The sequence below is a fragment of the Arenibacter sp. F26102 genome, assembly GCF_023015865.1.
In the GTDB taxonomy this organism is placed as follows: domain Bacteria; phylum Bacteroidota; class Bacteroidia; order Flavobacteriales; family Flavobacteriaceae; genus Arenibacter.
The window spans coordinates 30,963-50,955 of record NZ_JALKBC010000002.1; the positions used below are offsets into that span (position 1 = coordinate 30,963).

Annotated in this window: 11 protein-coding genes; 7 read left to right on the forward strand and 4 right to left on the reverse strand. The window is 41.1% G+C overall.

Features of this window, described 5'->3' with window-relative positions:
- The first annotated feature begins 199 nt into the window (after positions 1–199).
- From MWU78_RS02660 to MWU78_RS02690, 7 genes are all read left to right on the forward strand, one after another.
- Positions 200–2,305 carry a bifunctional aldolase/short-chain dehydrogenase gene (locus MWU78_RS02660; protein ID WP_246994732.1) on the forward strand — a complete coding sequence of 702 codons (2,106 nt, stop codon included), beginning with the start codon at positions 200–202 and terminating at the stop codon, positions 2,303–2,305.
- 88 nt (positions 2,306–2,393) lie between these two features.
- Positions 2,394–3,674 carry a sugar isomerase gene (locus tag MWU78_RS02665; protein ID WP_246994734.1) on the forward strand — a complete coding sequence of 427 codons (1,281 nt, stop codon included), beginning with the start codon at positions 2,394–2,396 and terminating at the stop codon, positions 3,672–3,674.
- A 9-nt stretch (positions 3,675–3,683) separates the two neighbouring features.
- On the forward strand, positions 3,684–5,057 hold the full coding sequence (locus tag MWU78_RS02670; protein WP_246994736.1) for an FGGY family carbohydrate kinase: 1,374 nt from the start codon (positions 3,684–3,686) through the stop codon (positions 5,055–5,057).
- Positions 5,058–5,173: 116 nt separating this feature from the next.
- Positions 5,174–6,580 (forward strand): hypothetical protein, encoded by a 1,407-nt coding sequence (locus MWU78_RS02675; protein ID WP_246994738.1) that lies wholly within the window; start codon positions 5,174–5,176, stop codon positions 6,578–6,580.
- Between the two features lie 449 nt (positions 6,581–7,029).
- Positions 7,030–7,983, forward strand: coding sequence for a 2-dehydro-3-deoxygalactonokinase (locus tag MWU78_RS02680; RefSeq protein ID WP_246994741.1), 954 nt, complete (start codon positions 7,030–7,032; stop codon positions 7,981–7,983).
- Positions 7,973–8,614 (forward strand): bifunctional 4-hydroxy-2-oxoglutarate aldolase/2-dehydro-3-deoxy-phosphogluconate aldolase, encoded by a 642-nt coding sequence (locus tag MWU78_RS02685; protein WP_246994743.1) that lies wholly within the window; start codon positions 7,973–7,975, stop codon positions 8,612–8,614. The genes MWU78_RS02680 and MWU78_RS02685 overlap by 11 nt, the downstream gene beginning before the upstream one ends.
- 42 nt (positions 8,615–8,656) lie before the next feature.
- The gene (locus MWU78_RS02690) at positions 8,657–9,805 is read left to right on the forward strand and encodes a lactonase family protein (protein WP_246994745.1); all 1,149 of its coding nucleotides are present in this window, start codon (positions 8,657–8,659) and stop codon (positions 9,803–9,805) included.
- Positions 9,806–9,858: 53 nt separating this feature from the next.
- Here MWU78_RS02690 and MWU78_RS02695 read toward each other — a convergent pair whose 3' ends face one another.
- The 4 genes from MWU78_RS02695 to MWU78_RS02710 form a co-directional block, all read right to left on the reverse strand.
- On the reverse strand, positions 9,859–11,178 hold the full coding sequence (locus MWU78_RS02695) for a vanadium-dependent haloperoxidase (RefSeq protein ID WP_246994747.1): 1,320 nt from the start codon (positions 11,176–11,178) through the stop codon (positions 9,859–9,861).
- 102 nt (positions 11,179–11,280) lie between these two features.
- Positions 11,281–14,793, reverse strand: a complete 3,513-nt coding sequence (locus MWU78_RS02700; RefSeq protein ID WP_246994749.1) for a VCBS repeat-containing protein — start codon at positions 14,791–14,793, stop codon at positions 11,281–11,283.
- On the reverse strand, positions 14,790–18,266 hold the full coding sequence (locus tag MWU78_RS02705; protein ID WP_246994751.1) for a VCBS repeat-containing protein: 3,477 nt from the start codon (positions 18,264–18,266) through the stop codon (positions 14,790–14,792). The genes MWU78_RS02700 and MWU78_RS02705 overlap by 4 nt, the downstream gene beginning before the upstream one ends.
- A 164-nt stretch (positions 18,267–18,430) precedes the next feature.
- Positions 18,431–19,963 (reverse strand): RagB/SusD family nutrient uptake outer membrane protein, encoded by a 1,533-nt coding sequence (locus tag MWU78_RS02710; protein WP_246994753.1) that lies wholly within the window; start codon positions 19,961–19,963, stop codon positions 18,431–18,433.
- Between the last annotated feature and the right edge of the window lie 30 nt (positions 19,964–19,993).

The following is a 19,993-nucleotide window of genomic DNA, read 5'->3' on the forward strand; positions in this document are numbered from 1 at the left end:
AATAATAAGTCTGCCGCTATTGTTTATTCTTCAATAATAAGCTATTTAATTTTAAATTTATTTATAAAATTAAGCACTTTTGGTTTCAGGAAGGTCGATAAAATTAAAAAAAAATCACTGCTTGCAGTACAGTACAGGATGCATACAGGAGAACTGTGCAATACTTTAGCAATCATAAAACTTTTGAAGCTATTAAATTATGAATCATTCCGTTAAGAATTTTAAATACGTTAATTATCTCTGGGAAGAGAGTAAGGCGGAGGCGCTGGGCGACGATCAGGTAGAACTGTTTCTTTATAGGTCCAATATTTTAGGGGCCGATCTTCGAATAACCAACTATGGTGGGGGCAATACCAGTTGTAAGACCGTTGAAAAGGATCCTTTGACCAATGAAGAGGTAGAGGTAATGTGGATCAAGGGTTCCGGTGGGGATATAGGTACCTTGAACAAAGCAGGTATCGCCGGACTATATACCGAACGATTGAGAAATTTGAAAAACGTGTATGGAGGTCTTGCGGATGAGGATCGAATGGTAGGTCTTTTTGACCATTGTATCTACGATCTGGAAAGTAAGGCTCCGTCCATAGATACTCCCTTGCACGGCCTGCTCCCTTTTAAACATATAGACCATTTGCATCCAGATGCCTTGATAGCGGTAGCTGCAGCAAAGGATAGCGAAAAGGTGACCAAGGAAATTTGGGGAGATGCCATGGGCTGGGTACCTTGGCAAAGGCCGGGTTTTGATCTAGGCCTGCAATTGGAAAAATGTTTGAACGACAATCCTGGTATAAGGGGGATCGTTTTGGGGAGCCACGGACTTTTCACCTGGGGGGATACCTCTTACGATTGTTATATGAACAGCCTGGAGGTTATAGAAATGGCTTCAGAGTATATAGCCAAAAAGATTAAGGAAAAAGGCAGCATTTTTGGAGGACAAAAAGTTAAAAGCCTGCCCCAAAAGGAACGCGCTGAAAAAGCCTCACTAATAATGCCATTGCTTAGGGGACTTTGTTCTTCGGAAAATAGGATGATTGGGCATTTCACGGACAGTGATGTGGTAATGGAATTTATAAATAGTAACGACCTTTCACGTCTTGCTCTTATGGGTACTTCCTGTCCAGATCATTTTCTTAGGACCAAAATACAGCCCTTGGTACTGGATCTTAGTGCCAATGAGGATCTTAGCGATTCGAAAGCCGTACTGAAAAAACTGGAACCGGCCTTTGAAGCTTATAGACAAGGGTACAAAGACTACTACGAGACTTGTAAAAAGGACAATAGCCCGGCCATGCGCGACCCTAATCCAGTGATTATAATATATCCAGGTATTGGGATGTTCAGTTTTGCAAAGAACAAGCAGACCACCAGGGTGGCAAGTGAGTTTTACATCAATGCCATCAATGTAATGAGGGGCGCCGAAGCTATTACCGAGTATACCTCTTTGCCGAGGCAGGAAGCTTTTGATATTGAATACTGGTTGTTGGAAGAGGCTAAATTGCAGCGTATGCCCAAAGAACAGCCCTTATCCAGAAAAGTAGCATTTGTTACCGGAGCAGGTGGCGGTATAGGCAAGGCCATTGCAGATAAATTGGCAAAGGAAGGAGCCAATGTGGTATTGACCGATATTGCTGAAGACCGACTAATAGAGGCTGTAGGAACCTATAAGCCAGATACAGCAAGTTATGCAGTTTGCGATGTCACCAAAAGTGAATCTGTTGCCGAGGCCTATAAAAAAGCATGTTTGGAGTTTGGTGGTGTAGATATGGTAGTGCATAGCGCAGGACTCGCAATTTCCAAGCCCTTGGAAGAGACCACCGAAAAGGATTGGGACATTTTACAGAATGTTCTGGTGAAAGGACAGTTTGAACTAGCCAAACAGGCAGTTGCCATATTGCGCAAGCAAGCTTTGGGTGGCGATTTCATAAGTATAGCCAGTAAGAACGGTCTTGTTTCCGGTCCAAACAATGTGGGCTACGGGACGGCCAAGGCAGCACAACAACACATGGCCCGCTTATTGGCCGCGGAATTGGGTGGAGATAAGATCCGTGTCAACACGGTGAATCCAGATGGGGTCATCGTGGGCAGTAAGATTTGGGAAGGCGATTGGGCCGAAGGTAGGGCCAAGGCCTACGGAATTACCGTGGACGAATTACCGGCACATTACGCAAAAAGAAATTTATTGAACGAGATTATTTATCCAGAGGATATTGCCAATGGTGTTTTTGCCTGTGTTGCGATCTTGGATAAGACTACGGGGAATATTATAAATGTGGATGGCGGTATGGCCAATGCATTTGTAAGATAGTTAGTGAGTGAGTTTGAGTTAGTTTTTTTTAGGACCTGTCAGGGTAGAGTACCAATTCCTGACAGGTCTAATTCTAATCGGGAATATAATGAGAATAGATAAAGAGAAAATACAGGAAAAGAACCAGAAGGATTTAAAATCGCACCAGGAAAAATTCGATTTCTTGTCGAATGTCCTGGTAAAGGATGGTTGTAATGTCCATGAAATTATTAATAAAATAGCGGAATTTCAAGTAGCAATTCCAAGTTGGGCCCTGGGCGCAGGTGGAACCAGATTTGGTAGGTTTTCTTTTCAGGGAGAGCCGTCCAGTTTGGAGCAAAAAATAGATGACGTGGGTATTTTACATGCCCTCACCCAAACAGCCGGTGCCATTTCCCTGCACATTCCCTGGGATATACCACAAGATTATGAAGCCATAAAACAGTTGGCGGCTTCCCACAATATCGCTTTTGATGCTGTAAACTCCAATACCTTTCAAGATCAAAAAAACGCAAAGGAAAGCTATAAGTTCGGCTCATTGAGCAATAGGGAAAAGGTGATAAGGGGTCAGGCGGTTCAGCACAATTTGGATGTTATTGATATTGGAAACAAATTGGGCTCCAAAAGTTTAACGGTCTGGTTGGCCGATGGGTCTAATTTTCCGGGACAGAACAATTTTCAAAACGCCTTGCAAAATACCCAGGACAGTCTTAAGGATATATATAGGGCATTACCGGAGGATTGGAAGTTGTTCATTGAATACAAGCCCTATGAGCCAAATTTTTACAGTACCGTAATTCAGGATTGGGGAACTTCATTTATGTTAGCCAACGAATGCGGGGATAAGGCTTATACCTTGGTTGATCTGGGCCATCATTTACCAAATACCAATATTGAGCAGATCGTTGCCACTTTGATGATGAAAGGCAAATTGGGCGGATTTCACTTTAATGACAGTAAATACGGGGACGATGATATTACCGTAGGTAGTATTAAACCATATGCACTTTTTTTAATTTTTAATGAATTGGTCTACGGGATGAACAATAATCCCCAAAATCCATACCCTGCATGGATGATCGATGCCAGCCATAATATCAAAGACCCCTTGGAGGATTTGATCCAATCTTTGGAAGCTATTCAGGAGGCATATGCCAAGGCGCTTTTGATAGATCAAGAACAATTGAGAACGGCACAAATGGAAAACGATGTTGTTCGCTGTCAGGAGATACTTCAGAACGCCTATCGTACAGATGTAAGACCTTTGTTGCAGGAAGCAAGACGTAGGAGCGGTGGGGCACTTTCTCCCATAAATGCCTATCGTTCACTTAAGGTGAGGGAAAATTTGATCAACGTAAGAGGTAAAAACAGCATAGCTTCCGGATTATAATACAATCAAATGAAAGAGAAAGTAACGGCAGTATTCGATATAGGGAAGACCAATAAAAAATTCTTTCTATTCGATAAGGATTTTCAGGAAGTGTATAGGGAATATACGCGTTTTGAGAATATTAATGATGAGGATGGTTACCCAACGGAGGATCTTGAGCGATTAAAAATATGGTTGAAGGAGGTTTTTGACAGGATATTGGATGCCCAAAAGTACGATATCACCTCAATCAATTTTTCAACCTATGGTGCCAGCTTAGTGCATTTGGATGAAAATGATGAGGTGGTAACACCGCTATATAATTATACCAAGAAGATTCCTCAGGAAATTATAGACTCATTTTATGAAAAATATGGCCCGAAATCGGTTTTTGCAGTAGCCACAGGTTCTCCAGTTTCCGGACTATTGAATTCGGGAATTCAACTTTACTGGCTGAAGTATACAAAACCAGAAATCTTTAAAAAAATTAAGTACTCTTTACATTTGCCCCAATACTTAAGTTTTATCTTCACCGGTATACCGGTAAGTGAACATACCAGCATTGGTTGCCACACGGCCTTATGGGATTATACCAAAAAGGATTATCACGATTGGGTCTATCAAGAAGGGATAAACAAAATATTGCCCAGGATCGTTTCTACAGAGACCAGTATCAATATGAACTATAACGGCAAACGAATTAAGATAGGTGTAGGGATACATGATAGCTCGGCCGCATTATTGCCTTATATACGCAGTGTCAGAAAGAAGTTCATATTGGTTTCTACAGGTACATGGAGTATAGCCATGAACCCATTTTCGGAAGAAGCACTGAAAGATTTGGATATAGATAAAAAATGTATCAATTATATGCGGATAAACGGAAAGGCAGTCAAAGCCTCAAGTTTGTTCCTTGGCAATGAATATAAGGAACAAGTTAAATTACTTTCCGAACATTTTCAGGTTTCCAACGTTTATCATAAAACGATTCGATTCGATCATGACATTTATTTAGAGATTATCAAGGATTTCGAATATATGTACCGATGGGTAAGTTTTAACGATGAAAGGATGCCAAAATCAACCAGAATTCCTTACGACCAATTTGAACATGCCTATCATCAATTAATGGTAGAGCTGGTCTTATTACAGGTTGAAAGTATTAAAACCGTAAGTGGGAAAGATAACATTGAGAAATTATATATAGATGGAGGTTTTTCGGATAATGACGTATACATTCAACTGATATCGCACTATCTAAGAAATATGAAACTAAGCACCACTCATTCCTCTTTGGGATCCGCACTTGGTGCAGCACTATGTATATCGGATGTAAGGTTGAACTCCAAATTCCTTAGAAAGAATTATGCCTTGAAGAAACATGTGCCATTCATTATTCAATAATTAGTAACATAATTAAATTCAAACTATGTTGAGCCTACTCAATTTTATGACCTTAAAAAATAAATCATAATTGAACATTAATCAGACACCATAACCTAAAATAACAACCAACCACTATGAGCCAATTCAATATCGAAGAAGAAATAGAAGATATAGCTGGAGGAGAATTTGAGCGCGTACCAGTACCCAAATCCAAACTGAAAAGCTGGAAGAGTTTTCTAGGAATGTACGCAGGGGAACATGCGGCGGGAACCGAATTTGTAATTGGGCCTTTGTTCCTGACAACAGGGGTAAGTGCCTTTGATCTTATTATAGGACTTCTGTTAGGGAATCTATTGGCCGTGCTCAGCTGGCGTTTCCTGACCGCCGAAATTGCCGTAAAATACAGATTAACCCTTTACTACCAATTGGAAAAGATCTGTGGAAAGAGTTTGGTTACGGGCTATAATTTGGCTAACGGGCTACTTTTCTGTTTTCTGGCAGGTTCCATGATTACTGTTTCGGCCACAGCCGTGGGGATTCCCTTTAATATGGAAATGCCAAAGCTTACGGATACCATGCCCAATGGCATGACTTGGGTCATTATTGTTTTGGTCATTGGGGCTTTAATATCCTTGATAGCCTCTAAAGGATATGAAACCGTGTCCAAAGCGGCAAATTGGATGTCCCCAGTGATAGTACTGGCATTTTTGGCCTGTGGGATTGTGGCCTTAAATCAGATGGGGGTAGGTAGCCTAGCGGAATTTTGGGATATATGGGGAGAAGGTTCTGATCCATTCCCAGGACAGATAAAATATACCTTCTGGCATGTTGTTATTTGGTCTTGGTTCGCCAATGCGGCCATGCACGTGGGAATGTCCGATCTATCGGTATTCCGTTTTGCGAAAAAGGCGAGTAGTGGCTGGACAACGGCGGCCGGAATGTATGTAGGACATTATATGGCATGGATTGCGGCAGCTTTGCTGTATGCCGTTTATTTAAAATCACCAGAGGCTCAGGGACTCCTTGCCAATGGCGAGGCACCCACCGTAGCACCTGGACCATTGGCCTACAATGCCATAGGTGTATTTGGAATAATTGCCGTGGTTTTGGCAGGGTGGACAACTGCTAATCCTACTATATATAGGGCAGGACTTGCTTTTCAGGCCATAGTACCCAAACTATCCACTTTTTGGGTTACCATAATTGCAGGGACATTGGCAACCATAGCAGGTCTTTTTCCGGCATTTGCAATGAAATTGTTGGCATTTGTTGCCTTGTACGGGTTTATCCTAGCGCCTTTCGGTGCCATTATCGTATTCGAACATTTTTTCCACAAACAGGCGGGCATCGTTAAGAATTATGCCGAAGTGGCAAATCTAAAATTTAATAAAGCCGTATTTTTTGCATGGGCAATAAGCTTTGGACTGTTCTATTTTATATCAATTCAGTTCGATGTATTTCTGTCCTTTGTTACCTTACCGGCTTGGTTACTTTGCGGTGTCCTGTTTTTAGTATTTAGCAAATGGATTCAAAAGAGTTGAATTAGCTTAATTTGTACACCCATAAACTTGACGACTTAGACTGGATATGTCGGATTGTAGAGCTTAGTGGTTATTTTCAGACTTAGAACAAAACAAAAAAAGGCTTTCAAGAAATTGAAAGCCTTTTTCTGTTCTCTACGCTTGCTGATTTAATACTTAATTTTAATTATTACTAAACTTTAGGCTACGTCATTATTTTTGCTTTTCACAGGTTTGGCCAACAATACCTGGGTTAGACGCGCTTCGCACTAATATTTTAAAGATGAAAAAAAATTAGCGTATTTTTCGGAAAAATTGGAATTTGGAGAAGTGGACCTGAACGGACAAATATTTGATATTTGCCTTCCCGATGGTCCTATACTAAGTAGTGGTATCGGAGTGGTTTATTCATCCTGTTCACTTGAGGATTATCACAATATTAAAAGAGTAACCAAAGCGTTTTAAGAAACATGGGGCTACCGGAAAAATTTATTAGCTGCGATTGGGGGACAACCAATTTTAGACTCCGTTTGGTGGATTCCCTTTCATTAAAGGTGCTTTCCGAAATCAGGACCGATATGGGGATTAAAAAGTGTTATCAACTATTTAGAGCACAAAGTGAACGGTCCCAAGAATCCTATTTTGCAGATTATTTGTTGGCACAGTTGGAAAGGTTGGATTTGTCCGGAACCGAAAACTACGATTTAGTGGCTTCGGGAATGCTGTCCTCTTCCATAGGGATGCAGGAATTGGAGTACTGCAAATTGCCCATTGCCTTTAGTGGGGAAGACCTAATAAGCAAAGGGCTTTCAGTCAATAATAAGTTGGACCTACTCTTAATTTCCGGGGCCAGAACAGATAGCGATGTAATGCGAGGGGAGGAAATCCAGGCCATTGGACTTTCGGATCACCTGCCCAAGAAAGAAAAGGGGGTTCTGGTGTTGCCCGGGACCCACAGTAAACATATCCATTTTGATTCCGGGAGATTTATAGATTTCACCACCTATATGACGGGTGAACTGTTTGAGGTTTTGGGGAAATACACAATTTTGTCGGCTTCATTGGAAGAAGTAGGGTGGAATCCTACGTTTAAGGATATTTTTGTTGAGGGTGTTAAAAAGGGAGTTGCCAACCAACAGATGGCCTCGCTTTTTTCCATTCGGGCAAATAGTTTGATACATAAAACCTCCGCTAAGGAAAACTATTATTATTTATCTGGATTGTTGATAGGGGCGGAGCTGGGCCATTTGAAAGAAAGGAGCGACACCGTATACCTAGCGGTTACCGGAAAACAGAACGAATTGTACCAATTGGCTTTGAAATCATTCCTGCCTTTGGAGCGTATCGTTTGTTTTGACCCACAGTTTATAGAAACGGCCCTACTGGTGGGTCAGCGAAAAATTTTAGAGCAACATGTTAAATAAAGAATCATTTTCTTGGGAACTGTACAATAGGGCCCCTATAGTTGGTATTGTAAGGGGGGTGCCCATGGATGTTATGCGTGATATTGCCAATGCATATCTCGAGACGGGTCTTCACACCATTGAAATAACCATGAATACTGCTGGGGCCACAGAGATGATTTCCAAACTAAGGAGCGAATTTCACGACCTCAATGTGGGTGCGGGTACAGTCTGTAATATGGAAGACTACGATAGGGCCGTAGCGGCAGGTGCCCAGTTTATTGTTACCCCAATTTTGGATGAAGCGGTTATCAGGAAATCAGTTGAGCAAAACATACCGATTTTTCCAGGGGCCTATTCTCCAACTGAAATTTACAGGGCGTGGAGCTTAGGGGCATCTGCAGTAAAGATATTTCCTGCTACCCAGCTTGGGGTCCAATTTATAAAGGACATCTCGGCCCCGCTTAACAACATAAAACTTTTGCCGACAGGCGGAGTTACTTTGGAGAATATCAGATCTCTTTTTGAGGCTGGTGCCGTGGGAGTAGGTATGGGTAGTTCGCTCTTCAACAAAAAGTTAATAGTAGAAAGAAATTTTGAAGGCCTAGCCAATCATTTTGCCAAAATAAAAGCAGAATTAAAGGGCTTTTGAGTTCAAATATATATATTTAACAAATTCAATTCTATTTTTATCATGAAACGATCTTCAAATTATTTAGTGATTATTATTCTATTGGTGATATCGGCCGGGTGTAAAGATCAACCCAAAAAAGCCAATTTGGCAAGCGGACAACAACAAATTCAGAAAGAAGGTTTAAAACTCTTGGTCGGTACTTTTGCCGAGGGCGACGACAAGGGAATATATCAACTCGACTTTAATACGGAAACAGGGGAACTTTCCAACCGTCAACATGTAGCCAAAGAGAACAAGCCAGGCTATTTATACCTATCAAAAGATGGGGAGAGGGTCTATTCTTCAAACGGAACAAAACCGGGGAGTGTATCAGCATTTCAATGGAACGAATATAAAACTGCCTTGGACAAAGTGTCCAACCTTTCCAGTATAGGGGATGGAGCATGTTATGTAGGGTTAAGCTCCGATGAAAACCTTCTTGCAGCGGCAAATTATAGTTCCGGCAGTATCGTTCTGTATCCCTTGGATGAAAAAGGGGGTATGATAGATGATCCACAGGGGATACAACATAACGGGAGTGGGCCACATCCAAACCAAAATTCGGCACACGCCCACTGTGTGCAATTTTCCCAAAACGGAAAGTTTTTATATGCGGTAGATTTGGGTATTGACCAGATTTTGATCTATCCAATAAATTCGGAAAATAAATTGGGGAAAGCGCAAGTGGCTCTTCAATTGGATCCTGGGGACGGACCAAGACACCTGGTATTCCACCCAACTGAAAACAAGGTGTTTATTATAAATGAACTGTCCAGCACCGTTGTGTCGGCTACTGTGGATGAAGAGAACGGCGTTTTTACAAAAATCGATAAAAAGAGTACCCTCCCAGATGATTACCAAGAACCAAATGCCTGTGCCGATATTCATATTAGTAAGGATGGCAAATTCCTATATGCTTCCAACAGGGGGCACAATAGTATAGCTGTTTATTCGGTATCCGAAAGCGGAGATCTAAAACTTCTCACTATAGAACCTGTGCAAGGGGATTGGCCTCGGAATTTCACCTTGTCGCCAGATGGAGAATTTTTATTGGTGGCCAATCAAAAATCGAATAACATAACTGTTTTTAAAGTCGATGGGCAAACAGGTCTCCTTGAGTTTACAGGAAATGAAATATCAATTTCGCAACCAGTTTGTTTAAAGTTCTAAACTGTCTAATTATATATTCAATAGTAAAGATGTTAGCATTGATGATTAATCAATTACTCAAATCTTAAGTTGTTTATTACGTACGTGCCCACAGCTTTACCTTGCATAACCCCTAGATCTATTGCAGGTCTATAATGAATACCGCCATATAATCTACTTATAGCCGCTTCTTGGGCCGCTGCATTGAAGGATTTAAAACTTCTTGGGGGAAGTCCATATGGCACTTCGGTGGCATCAACGAAGCTGTAATTGTCACCAAAAATATGGGTCAATACCGAAGCGGCGGAAGCTGAGGCCACACTGTGTCCGGAAGTGTGTTCTGGAAAAGCCGGTGTCTGTAAAATAGGATTCCAATTCTGATCTATATACTTGTTGATGTAGGTTTGCGGCCTAATAAGGTTACTCGTATACTTTTGGTCCCAACAGCTAATAAATGCATCAGCTATAGCAATACTCAACTTCGCTAAGGTGGTTGCGGCTTTTAATTGCGAAGCTTTTTTTTCTTCTAATATTTGGGCGGCTATATGCACCCAATGTCCGCCAGGGGAAATTTGCTGTTGAAAATACATTACATGGCCATTGGTGTGTGATATATTAGGGTTACAGTCCCAAAATTTGGCGATTTGAAATTGAGTGGAATCTAAACTCTGAACGGTTTTATAAACTTCTTTGGCTTCTTCGTAAAATTTAGAGTTCTCATCCGTGTCGAAGGTTGTAGGCGAACCCGGATCAAATTGCTTCGCGGAATCCAACACAAAAGGTCTCAGTGTACTCCAATGTGGTTCTATTGCGTCCATATAGTCGGGTGGGGTAGGGCGCCATAGCCCCGGGTCTTCAGAAACACTATAACGGGGAAGGGCAGTACGTTTTAGATAACCATCTTTTGAGGCCCAATGGAGTATTTCCTGAGCTAGCTTTTCTCCGTATGCAATGGAATTGTCATAGACTTCTTTATCGATGCCAATAGTACGAATATCCTGTAGAATTTTTTTTTCAATTTGACCAACCTTTTCAAGGTTAAAGACTAGTTTTTCCCCTACCTTAAAAAAAGCCACCGTGGAGACTAAAGGATAGTAATAGGATTTGTTGGTATCCGGGAGGGTTAGTTTTTCGCCTCCGTTCAATTGCTCGGTCAGTGAAATTTTTGTTGAATCAACAAAACGGATACCCTCATAGGCCGCGATATTGCTATATGCATATATGCGGCTTGCTACTGGAGGGGTAAATATATCTGATACGATTACATCGGTCAATTTTCGGTTATATTTGGGCAGGCTCCCTTCAAAATAGGCATCCAATTTTTCTTCGTCATGTTTAGATGAGCATGATAAAGACACGGTAATTATTAATAATAAAATTGGGATATATTTCATGGATAAATTCTTTAAAGTTGTAAACTGGACTTTTGTTGTTCCTGAGTTTTTATATGTGAAATAGGGCTTTTAAAAATTCCTTTGTTATGGTTTTGTAACTTTTTAATTCGCCTCAAATACCGTTTTTGTTATCCCGTACACATCAGTAAAATTAATGTTTTTGATATTTTTTGATACCGGGATACTGCGGCTACTTTGTGATAAGTATCCAGAACCGAAGTAAAATTCAATTTTATATTTGGTGTCGTTGATTAGTTCAATTTCTGCAAATTGCACGTCTTTCTCCGCTTTTATCCATGTTTTATGGTCAATGTTTTGTGATGCAAACAATTTTAATGGAGCATCATTGTTAGCGGCCAATACATTATAAGTGCCTTTTATGTTTTGTAGGAGGGCAAGGCCACTTCCGTCCAAGTCACTTAAAAATCCGCTTTCTTCCCACGGGATATTTCTGAAAGTTCCATCCCCATTGCCTTTTAGGAAGGCACCTAGAAAAGCATCGTACCTGCCTGTAGCTGCCTCCGTAGCGTATGAATTTCCTGTAAGCAATATATCTTGTTTTCCATCAAAATCCATATCCGAAATCGTAATTCCTTTAATAGGGGCAGTTTGAAGATCAATAGGTAGCGACTTTAGTTCAAATCTTCCGTTGCCTTTATTTTCTAAATAGCTATTTTCAAAGTTGTAGCTCTTAACAATATAAGCGGAGTCCAATTCTTCAGGCAAGAAGGCTTTGTTAAACGGAGTTTGAGCATATGATTCATAGGTTGTAAATCTGCTTCGCATAGCGTTAATTTGGCCTATAATCTCATCTCTGCTGTGAGCCAAATGGTTTTCGCCTTCTATAAAATAGCACATTACGGGATCAATCTGGCCGTTTTTGTCAAAGTCACTGGCATAAATACAAAGGGGCTCTTCCTGTGAAGCCTTGTATTTTGTATTGAGGCCCAAGTTGCCCAATATGTAATCTATATCCCCGTCTTGGTCAAAATCCCCACCGTGAATACTATTCCACCAGCCTTCGGTTTTTGATAATCCTGGAATTTGGTTTTGATGTACAAGCCTTCCCTGTTCATTGTGGAAAAAAGTTATCGGTATAAACTCACCCACGGCAATAAGGTCGGTCCATCCGTCATTGTCGTAATCTGTCCAGAGGGCGGCAGTTACCATGGTAAGAGAGTTCCAACCTTCAATATCTCTACCAATATCAACAAATCTAGGTTCAGCTGATTTTTTACCTGTGATATTTTCCAGTAAATGACTTTTGGCAGGCATAGGGTAGGCACCTGGGGTTACCCTACCGCCTACAAAGAGATCTAAATCACCGTCTTTGTCAAAATCATTGCCGGTAACGCAGGAGCCGCTAGAGGTAATTTTTGGAAGTGCATTAGACTTTGCAAAAGTCCCCAGTCCGTTATTTAGATATAATCGATCTTGAAAATTTTCGCTATCAGGGTCTGTAAATACCCCTCCACTAACCACATATAAATCCGGATAACCGTCATTGTTGGCATCGAAGAATAAGCTGCCCATGTCTTCATATTGTGGGTCGGACACCCATTTTTGCGACTCAAAGCTTCCATCGGGCATTTGCAAAAAGAGCTCACCGGGTTGGCCACTGGCCCCACCAATAAAAAAATCCTCCCTGCCATCTATATTGACATCAGAAATAGCAATCCCGGGCCCGTTTCGGGAGTGCATATGGGGAAGAATGGGCTGGAGCTTAAAATCTACCATATTATCTTCACGGTGTGCGAATGATGTCCCTAAACTATCGGTCAATTCAAGAAACATTTTAATTTTACCATTATCTTTTCCGGGGGAATCTTTGATTTCGGACTTTAATTGGTCTAATTCTATAAGCTGATTGGCCGAAATATCCCTTAATTCCTCATAGCCTCCATCGGGCCATTTGACCTGGAGTAGATCTATTTTTTGCGTTTTCCCCAACCCAAAATGGATGATGGGGTCAATACTGGATTCATAACCCCTACTTAGATAATGTTGATAATACTGGGTATTGCCCGCTGCGGTAATTTGTATTTGGGTGCCAATTCCTTCTGAATTATTAGGTTTTCCATTAAGTTTTATCCGGAAATAATGATTGTTTTTCCGCTTCTCACTTAAATTTTGATATACAAATGCTGGTTGGTTAATATTATTGACCAAAAGGTCCAAGTCCCCATCATTGTCCAGATCGGCATAGGCCGAACCATTGGAACAACTGGGCTCTTTGAAACCCCAAGCTTCCGAAACATTTTGGAAAGTTATATCCCCCTTATTTTGATAAGCGTAATTAATTAGCGCTGCTTTGGGAAGTTCCTGTATGGAGGATAATTTTTGTTTGATCTTTGTTTCCATATTTCCTACAGGACTTTCCGTAAGGCTTTGGTAATGAATGTAATCTAAATTGCCTAAATCCCGTAAGAAACCGTTGGTAACATAGAGGTCTTTAAATCCATCGTTATCGAAATCGGCGATTAGCGGACTCCAGCTCCAATCTGTACTGCTAATTCCTGCCAAAAATCCCACCTCGCTAAACTTGCCTCCGCCTTGATTGATCTGCAAGGTATTTCTACTATATTGGGGATTATAACCAGCGTCCAACATCATTTGAAAACGATCATATCCGGTTGAGGAAATAATTAACTTTTGTCGCTTGTTATCTTCAGGGCGCATATCGAGCACCAAAATATCCGGTTTGCCATTATTGTCAATATCTGCGACATCGTTCCCCATTCCTGCATAGGAGGTGTGTTTAATTTGTTCTTTAATTTCGTCTTTAAAGGTGCCGTCCTTTTGGTTGATGTAAAGGATATCGTTCCCTATAAAATCGTTCGAAATATAAATATCGGGCCATTCGTCCCCATTGATATCCGATACGGCGACTCCCAGCCCGTAACCCTCGATTAGAATTCCGGCATCCAAGGTTACATCGGTGAATTTGCCATTGCCATCGTTCCGGTACAGTCGATCATTACTAACCGATGTGCCGTCCAGTTTTCGTGGTTGGCTAACATTTACATTATATTTGTATGCTGCTTGGTTTACCAATAGGTACATGTCCAGATCATTATCCTTGTCATAATCAAAAAAAGCGGCCTGCATGCTTTGTCTTGCATCGTCCAATCCATATTCTTCAGCTCTTTCCGTGAAAGTATTATCGCCATTGTTTATATACAGCATATTGGTGTTTTTGGGTGCTTTGGCATTGCCCGAAACACAAATGTAGATATCTAAATGGCCATCTTGATTGACGTCGATCATAGTGGCTCCTGTGCCCCATCTGTCGTTAAGTAGGCCAGAGATTTCGGTGATGTCCTCGAACTGGAAATTGCCTTTATTACGATATAACCTTCCAGAAACCATATTGCCGCTAAAATAGACATCTAGAAGTCCGTCATTGTCTATGTCTCCCACGGCCACTCCAGCTCCAGTGTAGATATTCATATATTCAAAAACATTGATGCTATCGGTCTCGACAATTGTATTTTCAAAATCGATACCTGTTTTCGATGGGTCAATTAATTTAAAAATAGCTGATTTTTTTTGTTCGCAGCCCATAGCCAAAAACATGCCGATCAATAACGTCAAAAATTCAATATTTAGTCTCATGGCATGGATAGGATTTCTTTCTGATTTCCAGTCAAATCCGTAATTTTAACGGATACAGCTTCTTTAGGTATGCGGAGTGTCCGGCTGGATTGTGATAGATAACCTGAACCATACGGGAATTCTAGCTTTTGTCTCCGACCGCCTTTAAATTTGACCTCTGCTGATACTTCGTTTGCTTTTAAGCGATACAATATACTCTTTGTGGTTTGGGCAAAAGTCTGTATCTGTCCATCATTAATTCCTATTACCGACATTTCCGAATTATCGGTAGCCAGTCTGGCCATACCCTTGGCATCTCCCAAGACAGAAAATCCAGTTTCGGAAGCGTTTTCCGACCTAAAGTTACCCTTGCCATCCCCTATCAATAACCAACCAATAGAGGCATCATATCGACCAGAAAATACTTCACCACTGTAAAAATTACCTACAGCCAGCACGTCTAAATTATTGTCACCGTTGTAGTCGTAGACCAAAGTACCATATATAGGAGCTATTTGCGACGACCTGGGCAGTTGGGTAAGTTTAAATTGGCCACTGCCCAAATTTTCGAGATAGGCATTGGCAAAAGTTTCACTCTTGACCACGAGCGCATTTTTAATTTCTTCTTTTGTAAAGGACTCGTCAAAAGTAGCATTGGCATAGTCCGAATAGGTGCGAAAACGCCCGCGCATCGCATTGATTTGGTCTATTAGGTCTTTTCGGGAATGCGCTACATAGTTCTTGCCATTGATGTAATAGCACATTACGGGGTCTATCTGCCCATTTTTATCGTAATCCTTGGCGTAAATACACAGCGGTTCTTTGGCACTTGCATTGTAACGGCTGTTTAAACCAAGGTTGCCAAGAATATAATCGGTATCTCCGTCATTGTCAAAATCACCTAGGTTGATACTGTTCCACCATCCGTGAGTATTTTCTAGGCCGGTATACTCTGTAATCTCCGACAGTATGCCTTGATTATTCTTAAAAATACGAATGGGCATGAATTCCCCAATAACAATGAGGTCTTGCCATGTGTCATTGTTAAAATCGGTCCATACGGCTGAAGTGACCATGCCCAGACCTTCAAATATATTGTTAACGGCCTGTCTATCTTTTACAAACTTTATGTTATTTGGGGTGCTGGTATTCTTTAATAGCAGGCTGGGCGTTGGAAGTGGATATTCTCCCGGCTTTACCCTGCCGCCCACGAACAGATCAAAATCGCCATCCTTGTCGTAATCGGCGGCCGTGACTACCGAGCCACTCACGTAGCTTTCTGGCAAGCCAGGGACAGACGTAAAATTCCCTTTTCCATCATTTTGATACAACTGATCACGATAGTTGGCATCTCCAGCAGGTTTTGAAGATCCGCCACTGACGACATATAAATCTTGGTCCCCATCATTGTCAGCGTCAAAGAACAAGGCCCCCATGTCTTCATAGTTTGCATTATCCAAAAGAGAGGGAACAAATTGGCCATCAGGTTTCTGTAGCATTATGGAGGCAGACTGCCCCAATGCCCCACCAATAAATATATCTTCCAGACCATCTCCGTTAACATCGGATACGGCTAGGCCTGGGCCATTTCTAGAATGCATATGGGGCAATAACGGTTGTACCTTAAAGTCTACAAAATCATCCTCCTTGTGAATAAAATTCAGACCTAAATCATTCACTTTACCAAGAAGTTGATGGCTTTCTGATCTTTGATATTCAGAATCGGAGATATGGGCATCGGTATATTTCAAAGTTACTACCTGATTTGCCTTTAAGTTTTGAATTTTCTGAATTTTTCCATCTGGCCAAGTAACTTTTATACTATCTATTTTAGCTGCTTTTCCCAGTCCAAAATGCAAAGCCTGTTCCATTGTGGAGAGGTAGCCACGATATGGGGTGAAATATTGTTTTTGGAGATGTCCTTGGTAATAAACTTCAACTTCACTACCTAATCCTTGGCGGTTAGGGACTTGGCCTTCAAATTGGAATTTGATATAATTATTAGAATTGGTATTTTCCATTTGGTTTTTGTATAAACCGGCAGGATCATCAATGTTATTGATTACCAAATCCAGGTCGCCGTCATTATCCAGATCGGCATAGGCGGCGCCATTGGAATAAGTTGGTTTGGAGAAACCGGCTTCCTCGCTAATGTCCTTAAATTCTAGGTTGCCATTGTTCCTGTACATAAAGTTGTGCATTTTTATGCCAGGTAAGGCGTTAAGTTTTTCTATTCTTTTTTTACGGTTAGCCTCTGCGGTGCCCATGGTGAGTTCTTGATTGCCATAAACCATAAAATCCAAGTTAGTAATGTCTTGTCTATAACCGTTGGAAATGAAAATATCTTTATTGCCATCTTGATCAAAATCTGCCAAAAGTGGGCTCCAACTCCATTCGGTGGCCGAAATACCAGAGATTTGGCCTATTTCACTAAATGTGCCATTGCCATTGTTGAGTTGCAAGGTGTTCCGGATGTATTGGGGCAGATAGCCGTGGGAAAGGGAATTATGGAATTGATCAAAATTATTTCCTACCATGGTTAATTTCCACCTTTTACTGTCCGGGGGAAGCATGTCCAGTACCATCACGTCCATGAGTCCGTCATTATTGATATCTGCGATATCGTTGCCCATGCCGTTAAAGGTCAGGTGCTGCATATAATCTCCTATCTGGTTTTTAAAGGTACCGTCTTTTTGATTGATGTACAGTAGGTCTTCGGTAAGAAAATCGTTGGATACGTAAATATCCGGCCAACCATCGGTATTTAAGTCACATATCTGTAATCCAAGACCAAAGCCTTCAAATACTATTCCCGAACTTTCAGATACCTCGGTAAACGTGTTGTCTCCGTTGTTGCGATATAATTTGTCCATTGAGGGGGCGGTTCCGGATCTGTCTTTAGCACGGGCAGTATTCCTATTGTAATGTACAAGGGCATTGTTTAAGAGATACATATCTAGATCACCGTCACTGTCATAATCCAAGAATGCAGCCTGTACGGAATAATTGGTGTCGGCCAGTCCCCATTTTTCAGCTTCTTCTGTGAAAGACAATCTACCTTCCTTAAGACCATTGTTAATGAACAGAAGGTTTGATGTTTCTTTGATTGTTGCGGATCTTGGGCCTCCTTTTGCAACATAAATATCGGCATACCCATCCTGGTTAATGTCTACAATAGCAACTCCATTGGACCAACCTGTTGAACCTACATTAGCGGATAGGGTAACATCCTCGAATTTAAAATGGCCCAGATTTCGATAGAGACGGTTGCTGGTCATATTCCCTGTAAAATAAATGTCCTGGAGACCGTCAAGGTCAAAGTCGGCAATAGCGACACCGGCACCATTGTACATATACTCAAACTGCAAAATGTTCAGGCTGTCATTTTGGATTATTACATTTTTAAAATCAATGCCGGTATAGTCTGGTGCCATTTCATAAAACAAGGTATTTTTGGATTTTTCACACCCAATAAAGGGAATGCATAAAATCATGAAACAAAATGAGGTTATTAATGGATTTGATCGGTGCATGAAAAAAACGGCTTAACCATAAAATTAAAAAAATCCAATCTAATAATGATAGATTGGATTTTTTTTAATTATTAAAATGCTTCAATATATTTGTATTTTCACTAATGTCCTAGATCGTAAATTTATTAGTACCCCGAATTTTGTGTTAATACACCATCTGAACGATCAATTTCCGATAAAGGAAAGGGGAACACGTTATATTTGTCGTCCCATGCACTACCAAAAACATCAGCACCAATCCCCCATCTGGTAATATCGAACCAGCGATGAGGTTCCAAGGCTAGTTCCACCCTTTTTTCTTGTATCATTGCTTCTTTTAGGTCCGCACCGAGAGGTAAAGGAAGTAGATTTGCACGAACGCGCACATCATCAATTTGATCTTTGGCAATGCCGAGGTCACCTCCACCTTCAATTAAAGCTTCGGCGTACAATAATTTAAGTTCGGCAAATCGGAACCATCGCTCATTGTTAAAGTCCGCCTGTTCATTGGGGGAGTGGTTGCCGCCAACTGCATTGTGCTCACCACCATATTTCTTTAAGGACATTCCGTTGGATGACCAAGCGGGGTCATAGGGTAATGATTGAGTGGCGCCATTGGCCCAAACATAATAGGTGTCTCCATCCTTATAGTATGTAAACTCTGCACGCACATCTCCAGGTTCAAAGGCATCGACCAGATCCTGTGTAGGAATCCATTGTCCATTTTTTCCGCCGGGGGCGCCATTGCCAGGTTCCCAATAATTGCCTCGAGCAATGCCCTGGGAAGCTTTGAAATTTTCGGAATGGGTATCGTCAAAAACCCAAATATTATCATCGGAGAAAGGACCTCCAAATTGTATCTCAAAAATGGATTCCATATTATTTTCTTCGTCGTAATTAAAATTACTTGCAAATTCTGGCATTAGCATATAGGGTCCGGTTGTAACCACTTCCTCAAAGGCGGAAATGGCCGATGGCCAATCTTTCTTCCAGACATTTACCTTTCCTATGTATGATTTGGCGGCCCATGAAGTGGCCCTGCCAGTGTTGCCACTATCCCATTCTTCGGGCAGACCAGCTGCGGCCGTCGTGAGGTCACTTAAGATGGCTGTAAATAAAGCATCTTGAGTGGCATTGGGTTGTGCTAAATTGTTGATATCCTTTAGTACCTCGGTAACAAGTGGAGGGGTGCCGAAAAGTTTTAAGGCCTGAAAATGAAACCAAGCTCTTAAAAATTTTGCTTCTGCGTCCAATACTGTTTTGTCCTCTGCCGTTAAATCGTTGTCGCCTTCCAAATTGTCCAATACAAGATTTGCCCTTAATATGCCTTCATAAATCTGGGTATATATAGCAGCATAGGGAACATCACTTGATCTTATCTGTAAATTGTCAATGTCTTGGGAAATGCCATCGGCCTGAATATTATCGGCAGCTACGTCATCTGTTATTACCATGCTTATTTTCCAAAATTCACCTCTTTCCGACAGGGTTTCGGTACTTGTTCCCCAGAAGTCCTGGATAGAGGAATAGGAAGCAAAAATGGCTCCGTCAAAATCACTTCTAGTCTTATAGAATGTATCGGTAGTTATCCTGTCGAGAGGTTGCAAATCCAATTCATTTTTACAAGAGAAAACGCCCAGAATACATATCGTTAAAAAAAGTATATTGATCTTTTTCATAATCATCTTATTAAATAGAGTTTTTATCTT